Annotated in this window: 14 protein-coding genes and 1 tRNA gene; 1 reads left to right on the forward strand and 14 read right to left on the reverse strand. The window is 63.6% G+C overall.

Annotated features, from left to right (window positions below; translation table 11 throughout):
• The 4 genes from CDO81_RS26990 to rpsL form a co-directional block, all read right to left on the reverse strand.
• A partial coding sequence (locus tag CDO81_RS26990) for a GTP-binding protein (protein ID WP_005434227.1) occupies positions 1-95 on the reverse strand: 95 nt, incomplete at its 3' end.
• 124 nt (positions 96-219) lie between these two features.
• Complete coding sequence (gene fusA, locus CDO81_RS26995) at positions 220-2325, reverse strand: elongation factor G (RefSeq protein WP_088486367.1); 2106 nt, start codon at positions 2323-2325, stop codon at positions 220-222.
• Between the two features lie 69 nt (positions 2326-2394).
• Positions 2395-2865, reverse strand: coding sequence for a 30S ribosomal protein S7 (gene rpsG / locus CDO81_RS27000; RefSeq protein ID WP_088486368.1), 471 nt, complete (start codon positions 2863-2865; stop codon positions 2395-2397).
• 156 nt (positions 2866-3021) lie between these two features.
• Positions 3022-3396: a 30S ribosomal protein S12 gene (gene rpsL / locus CDO81_RS27005; RefSeq protein ID WP_088486369.1), complete on the reverse strand. Its 375-nt coding sequence runs from the start codon at positions 3394-3396 to the stop codon at positions 3022-3024.
• A 183-nt stretch (positions 3397-3579) separates the two neighbouring features.
• On the opposite strand from rpsL, the gene CDO81_RS27010 reads away from it, so the two are divergent.
• A complete protein-coding gene (locus CDO81_RS27010; RefSeq protein ID WP_158218450.1) occupies positions 3580-4023 on the forward strand; it encodes a putative toxin-antitoxin system toxin component, PIN family in 444 nt (147 codons plus the stop codon).
• A gap of 69 nt (positions 4024-4092) precedes the next feature.
• Here CDO81_RS27010 and rpoC read toward each other — a convergent pair whose 3' ends face one another.
• The 10 genes from rpoC to CDO81_RS27060 all read right to left on the reverse strand — a co-directional run.
• Positions 4093-8310, reverse strand: coding sequence for a DNA-directed RNA polymerase subunit beta' (gene rpoC, locus CDO81_RS27015; RefSeq protein ID WP_088486371.1), 4218 nt, complete (start codon positions 8308-8310; stop codon positions 4093-4095).
• A 20-nt stretch (positions 8311-8330) separates the two neighbouring features.
• Positions 8331-12452 (reverse strand): DNA-directed RNA polymerase subunit beta, encoded by a 4122-nt coding sequence (gene rpoB / locus CDO81_RS27020; RefSeq protein ID WP_088486372.1) that lies wholly within the window; start codon positions 12450-12452, stop codon positions 8331-8333.
• A 342-nt stretch (positions 12453-12794) separates the two neighbouring features.
• Positions 12795-13175, reverse strand: a complete 381-nt coding sequence (gene rplL, locus CDO81_RS27025; protein WP_088486373.1) for a 50S ribosomal protein L7/L12 — start codon at positions 13173-13175, stop codon at positions 12795-12797.
• 54 nt (positions 13176-13229) lie between these two features.
• Positions 13230-13748: a 50S ribosomal protein L10 gene (rplJ, locus tag CDO81_RS27030; RefSeq protein ID WP_088486374.1), complete on the reverse strand. Its 519-nt coding sequence runs from the start codon at positions 13746-13748 to the stop codon at positions 13230-13232.
• A gap of 293 nt (positions 13749-14041) precedes the next feature.
• A complete protein-coding gene (gene rplA / locus CDO81_RS27035; protein WP_088486375.1) occupies positions 14042-14752 on the reverse strand; it encodes a 50S ribosomal protein L1 in 711 nt (236 codons plus the stop codon).
• 1 nt (position 14753) lies between these two features.
• On the reverse strand, positions 14754-15191 hold the full coding sequence (rplK, locus tag CDO81_RS27040; protein WP_088486376.1) for a 50S ribosomal protein L11: 438 nt from the start codon (positions 15189-15191) through the stop codon (positions 14754-14756).
• A 178-nt stretch (positions 15192-15369) separates the two neighbouring features.
• On the reverse strand, positions 15370-15945 hold the full coding sequence (gene nusG, locus CDO81_RS27045; RefSeq protein ID WP_088486377.1) for a transcription termination/antitermination protein NusG: 576 nt from the start codon (positions 15943-15945) through the stop codon (positions 15370-15372).
• A gap of 15 nt (positions 15946-15960) precedes the next feature.
• Complete coding sequence (gene secE / locus CDO81_RS27050) at positions 15961-16347, reverse strand: preprotein translocase subunit SecE (RefSeq protein ID WP_088486378.1); 387 nt, start codon at positions 16345-16347, stop codon at positions 15961-15963.
• A gap of 143 nt (positions 16348-16490) precedes the next feature.
• Positions 16491-16566, reverse strand: a tRNA-Trp gene (locus CDO81_RS27055).
• 14 nt (positions 16567-16580) lie between these two features.
• On the reverse strand, positions 16581-16675 hold a 95-nt coding region (locus CDO81_RS27060), incomplete at its 5' end, for an EF-Tu C-terminal domain-related protein (protein WP_088486379.1).

Here is a 16675-nt window from a genome sequence, read left to right on the forward strand (position 1 = left end):
ATCGCCGCCGTCAGCGTCGTCTTGCCATGGTCCACGTGACCGATCGTGCCCACGTTCACGTGCGGCTTGGTCCGTTCAAACTTGCCTTTTGCCATTTCTCAAATCTCCGAAAAGAGCATGTCGCCAGTCTGTTGGTTTAGCGTTTCCACAGCGCCCGTGATTCCCGCCGACTGGCGAAGCGGGCGGGCCGCTGTGAAGACGATTCGGATCAGCGCTTGATCAGGACTTGCCGCGAGCCAGGATGATGGCGTCGGCCACGTTCTTCGGCGCTTCGGAGTAGTGCTTGAACTCCATCGTGTAGGTGGCGCGGCCTTGCGTGGCCGAGCGCAGCGACGTGGAGTAGCCGAACATTTCGCTCAGCGGCACTTCGGCCTTGATGACCTTGCCACCACCAGGCATGTCGTCCATGCCCTGCACCATGCCGCGACGGCTGGACAGGTCGCCCATGACGGTACCGGCGTAGTCTTCCGGCGTCTCGACTTCCACGGCCATCATCGGCTCGAGGATGACCGGGCTGGCGCGACGGCAGGCTTCCTTGAAGCCCATTGAGGCGGCCATCTTGAACGCGTTTTCGTTCGAGTCCACATCGTGGTACGAACCGAAGGTCAGCGTGACCTTGACGTCCACGACCGGGTAGCCCGCCAGCACGCCGTTCGGCAGGGTGTCGATGACGCCCTTCTCGACCGCGGGGATGTACTCGCGCGGCACCACGCCACCCTTGATGGCGTCGACGAACTCGAAGCCCTTGCCCGGCTCTTGCGGTTCGACGGTCAGCACGACGTGACCGTACTGGCCCTTACCACCGGACTGGCGAACGAACTTGCCTTCGACGTCGGTCGCGGTCTTGCGGATGGTTTCGCGGTAGGCCACCTGCGGCTTGCCGACGTTGGCTTCCACACCGAACTCCCGCTTCATGCGGTCGACGATGATTTCCAGGTGCAGCTCGCCCATGCCGGAGATGATGGTCTGGCCGGACTCTTCGTCGGTGCGCAGACGGAAGGACGGGTCTTCGGCAGCCAGACGGCCCAGCGCGATACCCATCTTTTCCTGGTCGGCCTTGGTCTTGGGCTCGACGGCCTGCGAGATCACCGGCTCCGGGAAGACCATCTTCTCGAGGGTGATGACGCTTTCCGGATCGCACAGCGTTTCGCCGGTCGTGACGTCCTTCAGGCCCACGCACGCCGCGATGTCACCCGCCAGAATTTCCTTGATTTCTTCACGCTGGTTGGCGTGCATCTGCAGGATCCGGCCGATGCGTTCCTTCTTGCCACGGATCGGGTTGTAGACCGTCGCACCGGAGGTCAGCACGCCCGAGTACACGCGCACGAAGGTCAGCTGACCAACGTAGGGGTCAGTCATCAGCTTGAAGGCCAGAGCCGAGAACTTCTCTTCGTCGGTACGCTGACGCGTGACCGGCTGGTCGTCCTCATCGGTGCCAGCGACCGGCGGGATGTCCAGCGGCGACGGCAGGAAGTCGATGACGGCGTCCAGCATGCGCTGCACACCCTTGTTCTTGAACGCGGTGCCGCAAAGCATCGGCTGGATTTCCGTCGCGATGGTGCGCTGACGGATGGCCTGCTTGATCTCTTCCTCGGTCAGGTCGCCCGTCTCGAGGTACTTGTTCATCAGCTCTTCGCTGGCTTCGGCAGCCGCCTCGACCATCTTCTCGCGCCATTCCTGGGCGACCTCGACCAGGTCGGCCGGGATGTCTTCGAAGGTGAACTTCATGCCCTGGGAGGCTTCGTCCCAGATGATGGCCTTCATCTTGAAGAGGTCCACCACGCCCTTGAAGTTTTCCTCGGCACCGATGGGAATGACCACGGGCACCGGGTTGGCCTTCAGGCGGGTCTTCATCTGGTCAACGACCTTGAAGAAGTTCGCGCCGGTGCGGTCCATCTTGTTCACGAAGGCAAGACGGGGCACCTTGTACTTGTTGGCCTGGCGCCAGACGGTTTCCGACTGGGGCTGCACGCCACCCACGGCGCAGTACACCATGCAGGCGCCGTCCAGCACGCGCATGGAACGCTCCACCTCAATGGTGAAGTCCACGTGTCCGGGGGTGTCGATGATGTTGAAGCGGTGCTCAGGGTAGGACATGTCCATGCCCTTCCAGAAGCAGGTCGTGGCAGCCGACGTGATCGTGATGCCGCGTTCTTGCTCCTGCTCCATCCAGTCCATCGTGGCGGCGCCGTCGTGCACTTCACCGATCTTGTGGTTCACACCGGTGTAGTAGAGGATGCGCTCGGTCGTGGTGGTCTTGCCAGCATCGATGTGCGCGGAGATACCGATGTTGCGGTAGCGCTCGATGGGGGTTTTGCGGGCCATGGTTTGCTCCAGAAGGCAGGAGCCGCCAGCGGGTTGGTAGAAACCCGAGGCGGCCGAAAGACAGTGAGTTTAGAAGCGGAAGTGCGAGAACGCCTTGTTGGCTTCTGCCATGCGGTGAACTTCGTCGCGCTTCTTCATCGCGCCGCCGCGGCCTTCAGCGGCCTCGAGCAGTTCATTGGCCAGGCGTTGGGCCATCGACTTCTCACCGCGCTTGCGGGCGGATTCCTTGAGCCAGCGCATGGCGAGGGCCATCCGGCGGACGGGGCGAACTTCCACGGGAACTTGGTAGTTCGCACCGCCGACACGGCGGGACTTCACTTCAACCATGGGCTTCACGTTGTTCAGGGCGACCATGAACACTTCCAGCGGGTCCTTACCGACCTTCTTCTCGACCTGCTCGAGGGCACCGTAGATGATGCGCTCAGCGACGGCCTTCTTGCCCGATTCCATGATGACGTTCATGAACTTGGACAGATCGACGGAACCGAACTTGGGGTCCGGCAGGATTTCGCGCTTGGGTACTTCGCGACGACGTGGCATGGGATTCTTCCTTCTGCTTCAGTTGGAGACGGCTTTCGCCTGGCTCCGCTGGACAACCACCGACCTCTGGGGCTTGTCCACTTACTCGGCTGACTGACCTATTCAGCAACCGCAACAACGTTGGGTCAGCAATGCAGCTGAGCCCAAACAACCGATTTACTTCTTGGGACGCTTCGCGCCGTACTTGGAACGGGCTTGCTTGCGATCCTTGACGCCCTGCAGGTCGAGGGAGCCGCGGACGATGTGGTAACGCACACCCGGCAGGTCCTTCACACGGCCGCCGCGCACGAGCACGACGCTGTGTTCTTGCAGGTTGTGGCCTTCACCGCCGATGTACGAGATGACCTCGAAACCGTTGGTCAGGCGCACCTTGGCGACCTTACGCAGAGCCGAGTTCGGCTTCTTCGGCGTGGTGGTGTAGACGCGGGTGCAGACACCGCGGCGCTGCGGGCAGTTCTGCATCGCAGGCGACTTGGACTTGGTGACCTCGGCCTCACGGCCGTGGCGCACCAGTTGATTGATGGTTGGCATAAACGACTTGTTCCCGTTTGAAGTCAGTGAACTTCGCCCGTGTTTTGAGCGCGCAAGAGCGCACCGCCCAAAAGGCGAAGAGCCCGCGATTGTAGACCGATGGGGTTTCGGGCACAAGAGCTGCGACGGTGAGCCGGTAAGCTCGGGGAGATGGCCCTACCCACGCTGCCCTCTCCCGCCCCCATGAATGCCGCCGACGATAACCGCCCGGCGATCGTCATCGACACCCAGGTCGTCATGGACTGGCTGGTGTTCCGCGATGCGCGTGTGCAGCCCCTGGTGTCGGCGGTGAGCGAGCGACGCCTGCGCTGGCTCGTGGCGCCGGGGATGCGCGACGAGCTTCGGCACGTGATCAGTCGCGGCGTGGCAGCGAGCTACCGGCCCGACCTGACCTTCATCGAGGCGCAGTTCGACGCATTCGCAACAGCGGTGGCGGATGCCCCCCCGCAGCCCCTGGCGGGCCGGATGGTCTGCCGGGACCCTGACGACCAGAAGTTCATCGACCTTGCCGTGGCGGCACGGGCGCGCTGGCTGGTGTCGCGCGACAAGGCGCTGCTCGCGCTGGCCAAACGCGCGCGACTGCGCGACCTCGCGATCGTGACACCCGAACGCTGGTCGCTCGGCTGAACAAGAAAAAAAGCCGCCGCGGCCTGAGCCGGGGCGGCTTTCGTGTCGGGCACGAAGGCCCGGGTCGGCTTACTCGGCCGAGCTGTCGCCGGCGTCCACGCCCGCCATCTGGGCGGCCGCGAGCTCCTCGGCTTCCTGCAGGGCAATGGCGCGACGCTCGGCGTCGTCCATGGCTTCCTTGGCACGGCGTGCCTCGTGGAAGGCCATGCCGGTACCCGCCGGGATGAGGCGGCCGACGATGACGTTTTCCTTGAGGCCACGCAGCTCGTCGCGCTTGCCCATGATGGCAGCCTCGGTGAGCACGCGGGTCGTTTCCTGGAAGGAAGCCGCCGAGATGAAGGAGTCCGTCGACAGCGAGGCCTTGGTGATGCCCAGCAGCACGTCGGCGTGCGTGGCGATCATCTTGCCTTCCTTGCGGAGCTTGTCGTTGGTGTCCAGCAGCTCGGAGCGCTCGACCTGCTCGTTCAGGATGTAGTGCGAGTCACCCGGGTTGGTGATGGTCACGCGACGCAGCATCTGGCGAACGATCACCTCGATGTGCTTGTCGTTGATCTTCACGCCCTGGAGTCGGTACACATCCTGCACTTCGTCGACGATGTAGCGCGCCAGTTCCTCGATGCCCAGCAGGCGCAGGATGTCCTGCGGGTCGGCTGCGCCGTCGACGATCAGCTCGCCGCGGTTGACCACCTGGCCTTCGTGCACCAGGATGTTCTTTTCCTTGGGCACGAGTTCCTCGTGGGCCTTGCCGTCCGGGTCGGTGATCTGCAGGCGGATCTTGCCCTTGGTCTCCTTGCCGAACGACACGGTACCGGTCTGCTCGGCCAGCACGCCGACGTCCTTGGGCGAGCGGGCTTCGAAGAGCTCGGCCACACGCGGCAGACCGCCGGTAATGTCGCGGGTCTTCTGGCCTTCGACCGGGATACGGGCGAGCACCTCACCGGGCAGCAGTTCCTGGCCGTCGCGGATCTGGATCAGCGCGCCGACCTGGAAGCCGATGGCCACCGAGTGGTCGGTACCGGGGATCTTGACCTCGTGGCCTTGCGCGTCGAGCAGCTTGACCTGCGGACGCACGACCTTGGCGGCGCCGCGGCGCTTCGGGTCGATCACGACCAGGGTCGACAGACCGGTCACTTCGTCCACCTGCTTGGCGACGGTCACGCCTTCCTCGACGTTCTCGAACTTCGCCTTGCCGGCGAATTCCGTGATGATCGGGCGGGTCAGCGGGTCCCAGTTGGCGAGCACCACGCCGGCCTTGATGGTCTGGCTCGGCTTGATGTTCAGCACCGCACCGTACGGCACCTTGTGACGCTCGCGCTCGCGGCCGTGCGGGTCGGCAATGATGATCTCGCCGGAACGGGAAATCACGACCAGCTCGCCCTTGCCGTTGGTCACGTAGCGCATCGTCGCGTTGAAGCCGATGATGCCGTCCGACTTGGCTTCGACGCTCGAGGCCACGGCAGCACGCGACGCGGCACCACCGATGTGGAAGGTACGCATCGTCAGCTGCGTGCCCGGCTCACCGATCGACTGCGCCGCGATGACGCCGACGGCCTCACCAACGTTGACCAGGCCACCACGGCCGAGGTCACGGCCATAGCACTTGGCGCACAGGCCGAAGCGCGTGCCGCAGGTCAGCGGCGTGCGGACCTTGATTTCGTCGACACCCGCCTGCTCCAGCACGTCGAGGGTGTCCTCGTCGAGCATGTTGCCGGCGGTCAGCAGCGTGGCCTGCGTCTCGGGGTGGACGACATCGATCGCGGCAACGCGGCCGAGGACGCGGTCGCGCAGCGATTCGATGACTTCACCACCTTCGACCAGGGCACGCATGTTCATGCCGTTGTCGGTGCCGCAATCGTCTTCCGTCACGACCAGATCCTGGGTCACGTCGACCAGGCGACGGGTCAGGTAGCCGGAGTTCGCGGTCTTCAGCGCCGTGTCCGCCAGGCCCTTACGAGCACCGTGGGTGGAGATGAAGTACTGCAGAACGTTCAGGCCTTCGCGGAAGTTCGCGGTGATGGGCGTCTCGATGATGGAGCCGTCCGGCTTGGCCATAAGGCCGCGCATGCCGGCGAGCTGACGGATCTGGGCCGCGCTACCGCGGGCACCCGAGTCGGCCATCATGTAGATGGAGTTGAACGACTCCTGGGTGACTTCCTTGCCGTTGCGGTCGGTCGTCTTTTCCACCTTCAGGTGGTCCATCATCTTCTTGCCGATTTCGTCACCGGCCTTGCCCCAGATGTCCACGACCTTGTTGTAACGCTCGCCGGCCGTCACGAGACCCGAGACGTACTGCTGCTCGATCTCCTTGACTTCCTTCTCGGCGCGGTCGATGACCGTGTACTTCTCCTTGGGCACCAGCATGTCGTCGATGGCGATCGAGATGCCGGCACGCGTGGCCAGGCGGAAGCCGCTTTGCAGCAGCTTGTCGGCCAGCACCACGGTTTCCTTCAAGCCGCACTTGCGGAAGGAGGTGTTGATCAGACGGCTGATCTCCTTCTTCTTGAGTGCCTTGTTGATGTTGCTGAAGGGCAGGCCCTTGGGCAGGATTTCCGACAGCAGGGCACGGCCGACGGTGGTGTCCACGAGCTTGGTCTCGGGCTCGAACTCGCCCGTTTCCTTGTTCTTGGTCCACTCGGTCAGGCGCACGCTGATCTTGGCGGTGATCTCGACCACGCCGTTTTCCAGCGCGCGGATCAGCTCGGGGATGTCCGAGAAGATCAGGCCTTCGCCCTTGCCATTGGTGCGCTCGCGGGTGGCGTAGTACAGGCCCAGCACCACGTCCTGCGACGGCACGATGGAGGGCTCGCCGGAGGCCGGGAACAGCACGTTGTTGGAGGCCAGCATCAGCGTGCGGGCTTCCATCTGCGCTTCGATGGACAGCGGCACGTGGACAGCCATCTGGTCACCGTCGAAGTCGGCGTTGAAGGCCGAGCAGACGAGCGGGTGCAGCTGGATGGCCTTGCCTTCGATCAGCACGGGCTCGAAGGCCTGGATGCCCAGGCGGTGCAGGGTCGGGGCGCGGTTCAGCAGAACCGGGTGCTCCTTGATGACCTCTTCCAGGATGTCCCAGACCACGGGCGTGCCGGACTCGACTTCCTTCTTGGCAGCCTTGATCGTCGTCGCGATGCCCATGGCTTCGAGACGGCTGAAGATGAAGGGCTTGAAGAGCTCGAGCGCCATCAGCTTGGGCAGGCCGCACTGGTGCAGCTTGAGCGTCGGGCCCACCACGATGACCGAACGGCCCGAGTAGTCGACGCGCTTGCCCAGCAGGTTCTGACGGAAGCGACCGCTCTTGCCCTTGATCATGTCGGCGAGCGACTTGAGGGCACGCTTGTTCGCGCCGGTCATGGCCTTGCCGCGGCGGCCGTTGTCCAGCAGCGAGTCGACGGCTTCCTGCAGCATGCGCTTTTCGTTGCGCACGATGATCTCAGGGGCCTTCAGCTCCAGCAGACGGGCCAGGCGGTTGTTGCGGTTGATGACGCGACGGTAGAGGTCGTTCAGGTCGGAGGTCGCGAAGCGGCCGCCGTCCAGCGGCACCAGCGGACGCAGGTCCGGCGGCAGCACGGGCAGCACGTCCAGCACCATCCAGTTCGGCTTGATGCCGGACTTCTTGAAGGCCTCCATGACCTTCAGGCGCTTGGAGTTCTTCTTGACCTTGAGCTCGGAGCCGGTCATGTCGTTGCGGAGCTTGTCGATCTCGATGTCGAGATCCATTTCCTCCAGCAGCTTCTTGATGCCCTCGGCACCCATCAGCGCGATGAACTCGTCGCCGAATTCCACACGCTTGGCGTCGTAGTCGTCCTCGCTCATGATCGAGAACTTCTTCAGCGGCGTCATGCCCGGGTCGACCACGACGTAGGCTTCGAAGTACAGCACGCGCTCGATGTCGCGCAGCGTCATGTCGAGCACCAGGCCCAGGCGCGACGGCAGGCTCTTCAGGAACCAGATGTGCGCGCAAGGCGCGGCCAGGTCGATGTGGCCCATGCGGTCACGGCGGACCTTGGTCTGGGTCACTTCGACGCCGCACTTCTCGCAGATCACGCCGCGGTGCTTCAGGCGCTTGTACTTGCCGCACAGGCACTCGTAGTCCTTGATCGGGCCGAAGATCTTGGCGCAGAACAGGCCATCACGCTCCGGCTTGAACGTCCGGTAGTTGATGGTCTCGGGCTTCTTCACTTCACCGAACGACCAGCTGCGGATCTTCTCCGGCGATGCCAGGCCGATCTTGATGGCATCGAAATGCTCATCCGGCGTGAACTGCTTGAACAGGTCCAGCAAACCTTTCATGTGTTCTCTCCTGTTCCTGATTAGTTGCGCTCGAGCTCGATGTCGATACCGAGCGAACGGATTTCCTTGACCAGCACGTTGAACGATTCCGGCATGCCGGCCTCGATGGCGTGCTCGCCCTTGACGATGGACTCGTAGACCTTGGTGCGGCCGTTCACGTCGTCAGACTTGACCGTCAGCATTTCCTGCAGGATGTACGAGGCGCCGTAGGCTTCCAGCGCCCACACTTCCATTTCACCGAAGCGCTGGCCGCCGAACTGGGCCTTGCCGCCCAGCGGCTGTTGCGTGACGAGCGAGTACGGGCCGGTCGAGCGGGCGTGCATCTTGTCGTCCACCAGGTGGTGCAGCTTCAGCACGTGCATGTAGCCGACGGTGACCGGGCGCTCGAACTGCTCGCCCGTGCGACCGTCGCACAGCCAGGCCTGGGTGCGGGTTTCGGTCAGCCCCTTCTTGGCGGCGATGTCGTCCGGGTAGGCCAGCTTCAGCATGCCGCGGATTTCTTCTTCCTTGGCACCGTCGAAGACCGGCGTTGCGAACGGCACGCCCTTGGAGAGGTTGGCCGCCATCTCGAGCACTTCGTCGTCCGTCAGTTCGTCGATGTTCTCGGTCTTGCCGCCGCTCTGGTTGTAGAGCTCGTCGAAGAACTTGCGCAGCTCGGCCACCTTGCTGTGTTGCTGCAGCATGTCGCCGATGCGCTGGCCGATGCCCTTGCCGGCCCAGCCCAGGTGCACTTCGAGCACCTGGCCCACGTTCATCCGCGACGGGACGCCCAGCGGGTTCAGCACGATGTCGGCAGGCGTGCCGTCGGCCATGTAGGGCATGTCTTCGATCGGGGTGACCTTGGACACGACACCCTTGTTGCCGTGACGGCCGGCCATCTTGTCGCCAGGCTGCAGGCGACGCTTGACGGCCAGGTAGACCTTGACCATCTTCAGCACACCAGCGGGCAGCTCGTCGCCTTGCGTCAGCTTCTTGCGCTTCTCTTCGAAGGCGAGGTCGAAGCTGTGGCGGGTCTGGTCCAGCGAGTTCTTGATGCTTTCCAGCTGGTTGGCGACGTCTTCCTCGGCCGGGCGGATGTCGAACCAGTGGAACTTCTCGACGGAGGCCAGATAGTCCTTGTCGATCTTGGTGCCCTTGGCGATCTTCTGCGGGCCGCCGTTGGCGATCTTGCCCACGAGCAGCTTCTCGATACGGTCGAAGGCGTCGGCCTCGACGATGCGCAGCTGGTCGTTCAGGTCCAGGCGGAAGCGCTTGAGTTCATCGTCGATGATCTGCTGGGCGCGCTTGTCGCGCTGGATGCCTTCGCGGGTGAAGACCTGCACGTCGATGACGGTGCCGCTGGTGCCCTGGTCGACACGCAGCGACGTGTCCTTCACGTCGGACGCCTTCTCGCCGAAGATCGCGCGCAGCAGCTTCTCTTCCGGCGTCAGCGTGGTTTCGCCCTTGGGCGTGACCTTGCCGACCAGCACGTCGCCCGGGTTCACTTCAGCACCGATGTAGACGATGCCCGACTCGTCCAGGCGGCCCAGTTGCTGCTCGGACAGGTTGGGGATGTCGCGGGTGATTTCTTCCGAACCCAGCTTGGTGTCACGCGCGTTGACGACCAGCTCCTCGATGTGGATCGAGGTGTAGCGGTCTTCGGCGATGACGCGCTCCGAGATCAGGATCGAGTCTTCGAAGTTGTAGCCGTTCCAGGGCATGAACGCGACCAGCATGTTCTGGCCCAGGGCCAGTTCACCGATGTCGGTGGAGGCGCCGTCGGCAATGATGTCCTCGGCCGCCACCTTGTCGCCACGGCGCACGATCGGGCGCTGGTGGATGTTGGTGTTCTGGTTGGAACGCTGGTACTTGATCAGGTTGTAGATGTCGACACCGACCTCACCGGCCACGGTCTCGTCATCGTTCACGCGGATCACGATGCGGTTCGTATCGACATAGTCGACCACGCCGCCGCGGCGGGCGGCCACGACCGTGCCCGAGTCCTTGGCAGCCACGCGCTCGACGCCCGTGCCTACGAAGGCCTTCTCAGGGCGCAGCACCGGCACGGCCTGGCGCTGCATGTTGGCGCCCATCAGTGCGCGGTTCGCGTCGTCGTGCTCGAGGAACGGCACCAGGGAAGCAGCGACCGACACGATCTGCGTCGGGGCCACGTCCATGTACTGGATGCGCTCGGGCGAGGTCAGCACCGATTCGCCGTTCTCACGGGCCGACACCAGCTCGTCGGTCAGCTCGCCGCTGGCGTTCAGGGTCGCGTTGGCCTGGGCGATGACGTACTTGCCTTCCTCGATGGCGGACAGGTAGTCGATCTGGTCGGTCACCTTGCCGTCCACCACGCGGCGGTACGGCGTCTCCAGGAAGCCGTATTCGTTCAGCTGGGCGTACAGGGCCAGGGAGTTGATCAGGCCGATGTTCGGGCCTTCCGGCGTTTCGATCGGGCAGACGCGGCCGTAGTGGGTCGGGTGCACGTCGCGCACCTCGAAGCCGGCGCGCTCGCGGGTCAGACCGCCCGGGCCGAGGGCCGAGACGCGACGCTTGTGCGTGATCTCGGACAGCGGGTTGGTCTGGTCCATGAACTGCGACAGCTGCGACGCACCGAAGAACTCCTTGAGCGCCGCGGAAATCGGCTTGGAGTTGATCAGGTCGTGCGGCATCAGGGCTTCGGTCTCGGCCTGGCCCAGACGCTCCTTGACAGCCTTCTCGATGCGGGCGAGGCCCGAGCGGTACTGGTTCTCGGCCAGTTCGCCCACGCAGCGCACGCGGCGGTTGCCCAGGTGGTCGATGTCGTCCACTTCGCCGCGGCCATTGCGCAGCTCGACGAGGATCTTGACGACGTCAAGGATGTCCTCGTTGGACAGGTTCATGGTGCCTTCGGGCGTGTCACGGCCGACGCGCGCGTTGAACTTCATGCGGCCGACACGGCTCAGGTCATACGTATCGGTGCTGTAGAACAGGCGGTTGAACAGGGCCTCGACGGCATCTTCCGTCGGCGGCTCGCCGGGGCGCATCATGCGATAGATGGCCACGCGGGCAGCCAGTTGGCTGTCGGTCTCGTCAGACGCCAGGGTCTGCGAGATGTAGGCGCCTTCGTCCAGCTCGTTGGTGAACAGGCACTGGATTTCCTTGACGCCGGCGGCGCGCAGCTTCTTCAGCAGGGCTTCGGTCAGCTCGTCGTTGGCCTTGGCAATGATCTCGCCGGTGTCGGCATCGATCATGTTCTTGGCCAGGACACGGCCGATCAGGAAGTCTTCCGGCACCGAGATGTGCTGCGTGCCGGACTGCTCCAGCTGGCGCACATGGCGGGCGGTGATGCGCTTGTCCTTCTCGACGATGACGGCGCCGCTCTTGTCGACGATGTCAAAGCGCGCGACTTCGCCCTTCAGGCGGTCAGCCACGAACTCGAGCTGGGCGCCGACGTCCATCAGGCGGAAGTTGTCGAACACGAAGAAGTGGGCCAGGATCTGCTCGGGGTTCAGGCCGATGGCCTTGAGCAGGATCGTGACCGGCATCTTGCGGCGGCGGTCGACGCGGAAGTACAGGATGTCCTTCGGGTCGAACTCGAAGTCCAGCCAGGAACCGCGGTAGGGAATGATGCGGGCGCTGAACAGCAGCTTGCCCGAGCTGTGGGTCTTGCCCTTGTCGTGCTCGAAGAACACGCCGGGCGAACGGTGCAGCTGCGACACGATGACGCGCTCGGTGCCGTTCACGATGAAGGAGCCGTAGTCGGTCATCAGGGGCACTTCGCCCATGTAGACCTCTTGCTCCTTGATCTCCTTGACCGTCTTCGCCTGGGGCGACTCACGGTCGTAGATGATCATCTGCAGGCGCGCGCGGACGGCGGCGGCGTAGGTCAACCCCCGCTGCTGGCACTCACGGGTGTCGAACGGCGGCTTCGCGATGTTGTACTCGAGGAACTTCATCTCGACGAACCCGTTGTGCGAAACGATGGGGAACGCCGACAGGAAGGCTGCCTGCAGGCCTTCAGGCTTGCGTTTGGCAGGGGCCACGTCCTTCTGCAGGAAGGCCACGTAGCTGTCCTTCTGCATGGTGAGCAGGTAAGGAACGTTGAGAACGCTCTCGCGCTTGCCGAAGCTCTTGCGGATCCGCTTGCGCTCGGTGTAGCTGTAGGGGGTTGCTTGCGCCATAAACACTCCGTGTCGAGTGCGCTCCCGGCCGTGGAACGCACTGCGTCGGCGACTGGCTGGCTCATCCGCCCAGAACAGGCGGCTGCCTCGCTTGGTGGTTGGCCACTACCAACCGCTGGCGGACAACTCTGGCATTGCACCAAAGTCCGACCAAACTGGTTCTCTGCAGTCGGATCAGAGAACACGTGAAAGAACTGCGCATCATACGCTGCGCAGTGCTTTCATCTGTTCTCCACGGGACAAACCCGTAAAGACGAAAAAGGGGAAGCCCGAAGGCAACCCCTTTTTTGAATCCGGCCAACCGGATTCGATCGGCAGACGCTGGGCGTCCGCCGGTCTGAATTACTTCAGCTCGGCCTTGGCGCCGGCTTCGACCAGCTTCTTCAGGGCGGCTTCGGCGTCGGCCTTGGCAATGCCTTCCTTGACGGGCTTCGGAGCGCCGTCGACCAGGTCCTTGGCTTCCTTCAGGCCCAGACCGGTGATTTCGCGGACGGCCTTGATGACGGACACCTTGTTGGCGCCGGCGTCAGTCAGGACGACGTTGAACTCGGTCTTCTCTTCAGCGGCAGCAGCGCCACCGGCAGCAGCGCCGCCAGCAGCCGGGGCAGCCATCGAAGCGGCGGAAACGCCGAACTTCTCTTCGATTGCCTTGACCAGGTCGTTCAGTTCCAGGACGGTCATGCTGTCCAGGGCGGTCAGGAAAGCGTCTTTGTCGAATGCCATGATGTGTTCCTCAAATACAGATGGTTTGCGTGTGAACGCGAGTTGTGACGTCGATCAGGCAGCAGCCGGGGCTTCGGCTTCTGCGCCGCCACCACGTTGCTGAGCCAGGGCAGCCAGCACGGCCGCGGTGCGCTGCACCGGCGACTTGAGCAGGCCAGCCAGTTGCGACAGCAGGACTTCCTTGGTCGGGACCGAGGCCAGCGCCTTCACGCCGTTCACGTCCAGAGCCTTGCCGCCGTAGGCACCACCCTTGATGACGAGCTTGTCGTTGGTCTTGGCAAAGTCAGCGATGACTTTGGCAGCCGCGACAGCGTCTTCCGAAAAGCCGTAGATCAGCGGGCCGACCATGCTCTCCGCAGCAACCTCGAACGGGGTGCCGGCGACGGCGCGACGGGCCAAGGTGTTCTTCAGCACGTGAAGATAGACACCCTTGGCACGCGCGTCGACGCGCAGCTTGTTCAAGGCTTCCACGGTGAGGCCACGGTACTCAGCCAGCGCCAGCGTCTGCGACTTGGCAGCTTGCGCCGCCACGTCCGACACAACGGCTGCTTTCTCGTTGCGATTGAGACTCAAGGTCTACTCCTCACATTTGCTCCCTCGAGCCTTGCGGCCGTCGAGAGCGCCAGGGATTCAGCGACCATCTGATGAGAAACACGTCAGGAACGAGTTCCTTGTCAGCGGGACCGCCATCTGCGCTGGTTCTGGGCCACCGACGGATCGGCAGCTTCGATTTAAGGGGTCTCCACCAGCGGTCTTGGATGACGCGCCGCGCCGGCAAGCCGGCTCGACGCCCCACCAATCTTTGATGCCCGAAGCCAGACTCGCTTCGGGCAGATTCAGTCGCCGGACTTGCGCCCGGCGGCGCATCAGGCCGCAGAGGCCTGGGCGTTGATCGAAGCGATTTCGACGCGAGCGCCGACACCCATCGTGGACGACACGGCGACCTTGCGCAGGTAGACACCCTTGCTGGACGCAGGCTTGGCCTTGTTCAGGGCCTCGACCAGCGCGCGCAGGTTGCCTTCGAGCTTGTCGGTGTCGAACGAACGACGGCCGATGGTGCCGTGGACGATACCGGCCTTGTCAACGCGGAACTGGACCTGGCCAGCCTTGGCGTTCTTGACGGCGGTGGCGACGTCCGGGGTCACGGTGCCAACCTTGGGGTTCGGCATCAGGCCGCGCGGGCCCAGGATCTGACCCAGGGTACCGACGATACGCATCGTGTCGGGCGAGGCGATCACCACGTCGAAGGGCATGTCGCCCGCCTTGACGCGCTCAGCCAGGTCTTCCATACCGACGACGTCAGCACCGGCGGCCTTGGCTTCTTCAGCCTTGGCGCCTTGGGCGAACACGGCGACGCGCTTGGTCTTGCCGGTGCCGTTGGGCAGCACGACAGCGCCACGGACGACCTGGTCCGACTTCTTGGCATCGATGCCCAGCTGGACAGCGACGTCGATGGACTCGTCAAACTTGGCCGTGGCCAGGCTCTTCACCAGGTCCAGGGCTTCCGTCAGGGCGTACAGCTTGGTCGACTCGACCTTGCCAGCCAGTGCCTTTTGCTTCTTGGTGAGCTTGGCCATGTCAGACACCTTCCACGATGATGCCCATCGAGCGGGCAGAGCCGGCGATGGTCTTGACTGCGGCGTCCAGGTTGGCGGCCGTCAGGTCCTTGGTCTTGATCTTGGCGATCTCTTCCAGCTGGGCACGGGTCAGCTTGCCGACCTTGTCCAGGTGGGGGCGCTGCGAGCCCTTCTCGATCTTGGCGGCCTTCTTCAGCAGCACGGTCGCCGGGGGCGACTTGATGACGAAGGTGAAGCTCTTGTCGGCGAAGGCGGTGATCACCACCGGCAGCTTCATGCCCGGCTCGAAGCCGGCGCCGGACGTCTGGGCGTTGAACGCCTTGCAGAACTCCATGATGTTCAGGCCACGCTGACCCAGCGCGGGACCCACCGGCGGCGAAGGATTTGCCTTGCCGGCCGGAATTTGCAGCTTGATGAAGCCGACAATCTTCTTGGCCATGTTTTCTCCAATCCAGTGAAGCCGCGGCCTGCGACTTCACCTGAGTGCTAGCGCATCGGATTCGGAAGCTGCCTGAAAGCCGCGCCCTTACCTTTGCTCCTCTTGTCTGCCTCTCGTTGCAGACTGGTCACGGGTCAGCGCTCAGGGCGCGCCGACCAAAGCCCAACATTCTAGCGCGTCAGACCTTTTCGACCTGCGCGAAGTCCAGCTCGACCGGCGTGGCACGACCGAAGATCGTGACGGACACCCGCACCTTGGACTTGTCGTAGTTGACCTCTTCGACCGAGCCGTTGAAGTCCGTGAACGGGCCTTCCTTGACGCGGACGATCTCGCCGACCGTCCACTCGACCTTCGGCCGGGGCTTCTCGATGCCTTCCTGCATCTGGTTGACGATCTTGTCGACCTCGGCCTGAGAGATCGGCGCCGGACGATTGCGTGCGCCACCGATGAAGCCCGTCACCTTGGAGGTGTGCTTGACCAAGTGCCAGGACTCGTCATCCATCGCCATCTCGACGAGCACATAGCCCGGGTAGATGCGGCGCTCGGTGACCGTCTTCTTGCCGTTCTTCAGCTCGACGACCTCTTCGGTCGGCACCAGGATGCGGCCGAACTTGTCCTGCATGCCAGCGCGATCAATGCGCTCGCGAAGGTTGCGCTCGACGGCCTTCTCCATGCCGGAATAAGCATGGACGATGTACCAGCGCTTGGGCAGGCCAGCCGGAGCTTCGCTCGTGACGACTTGTTCTTCAGACATCGGGATTCCTTGCGATCAGCGCTTCCAGCCCAGGATCAGGTCGTACAGCACCCATTCCAGCGTCTTGTCGGTCAGCCACAGGAAGATGGCCATGACGACGACGAAGGCGAACACATAGCCCGTCATCTGCATGGCTTCCTTACGGGTCGGCCAGACGACCTTCTTGACCTCGCGAACCGAGTCGCGACCGTAGGCAATCAGCGACTTGCCATGCTCGGACGTGAAGAAGGCAGCCACGCCAGCCGCCAGCAACACGATGAGCGAGGCCCACTGCACCAGCGGACCTTGCTTGGACAGGCCGTAATAGGCAGCCAGGCCGCCGATCAGCAACAGGACTGCCGCCGCCAGCTTGGCCTTGTCGGCGCCGCTGGTCACGGTCTCGACTTGGGGAGGATTCGCCATCACTTCACTTTCACGCGCCGCCCGGGAGGCGGCATTTCGGATGCCACTCAAGGCCGTAGCCATCAGCAGCAAGGCCCGCTGAGATCACTCTCGCGGGCCGATGCCTTTTAGCCAGGGAACCAACTGTCGTGATCAGCGACCGTTGGCAGGGGCAGAGGGTCTCGAACCCCCAACCTTCGGTTTTGGAGACCGACGCTCTGCCAATTGAGCTATGCCCCTGTGGCCTTCAATATTTACTCGAGGATCGTGGCGACGACGCCCGAACCGACGGTGCGGCCACCTTCACGGATGGCGAAGCGCAGACCGGTTTCCATGGCGATCGGAGCGA

Source organism: Roseateles puraquae, assembly GCF_002205845.1.
Classification (GTDB): domain Bacteria; phylum Pseudomonadota; class Gammaproteobacteria; order Burkholderiales; family Burkholderiaceae_C; genus Pelomonas; species Pelomonas puraquae.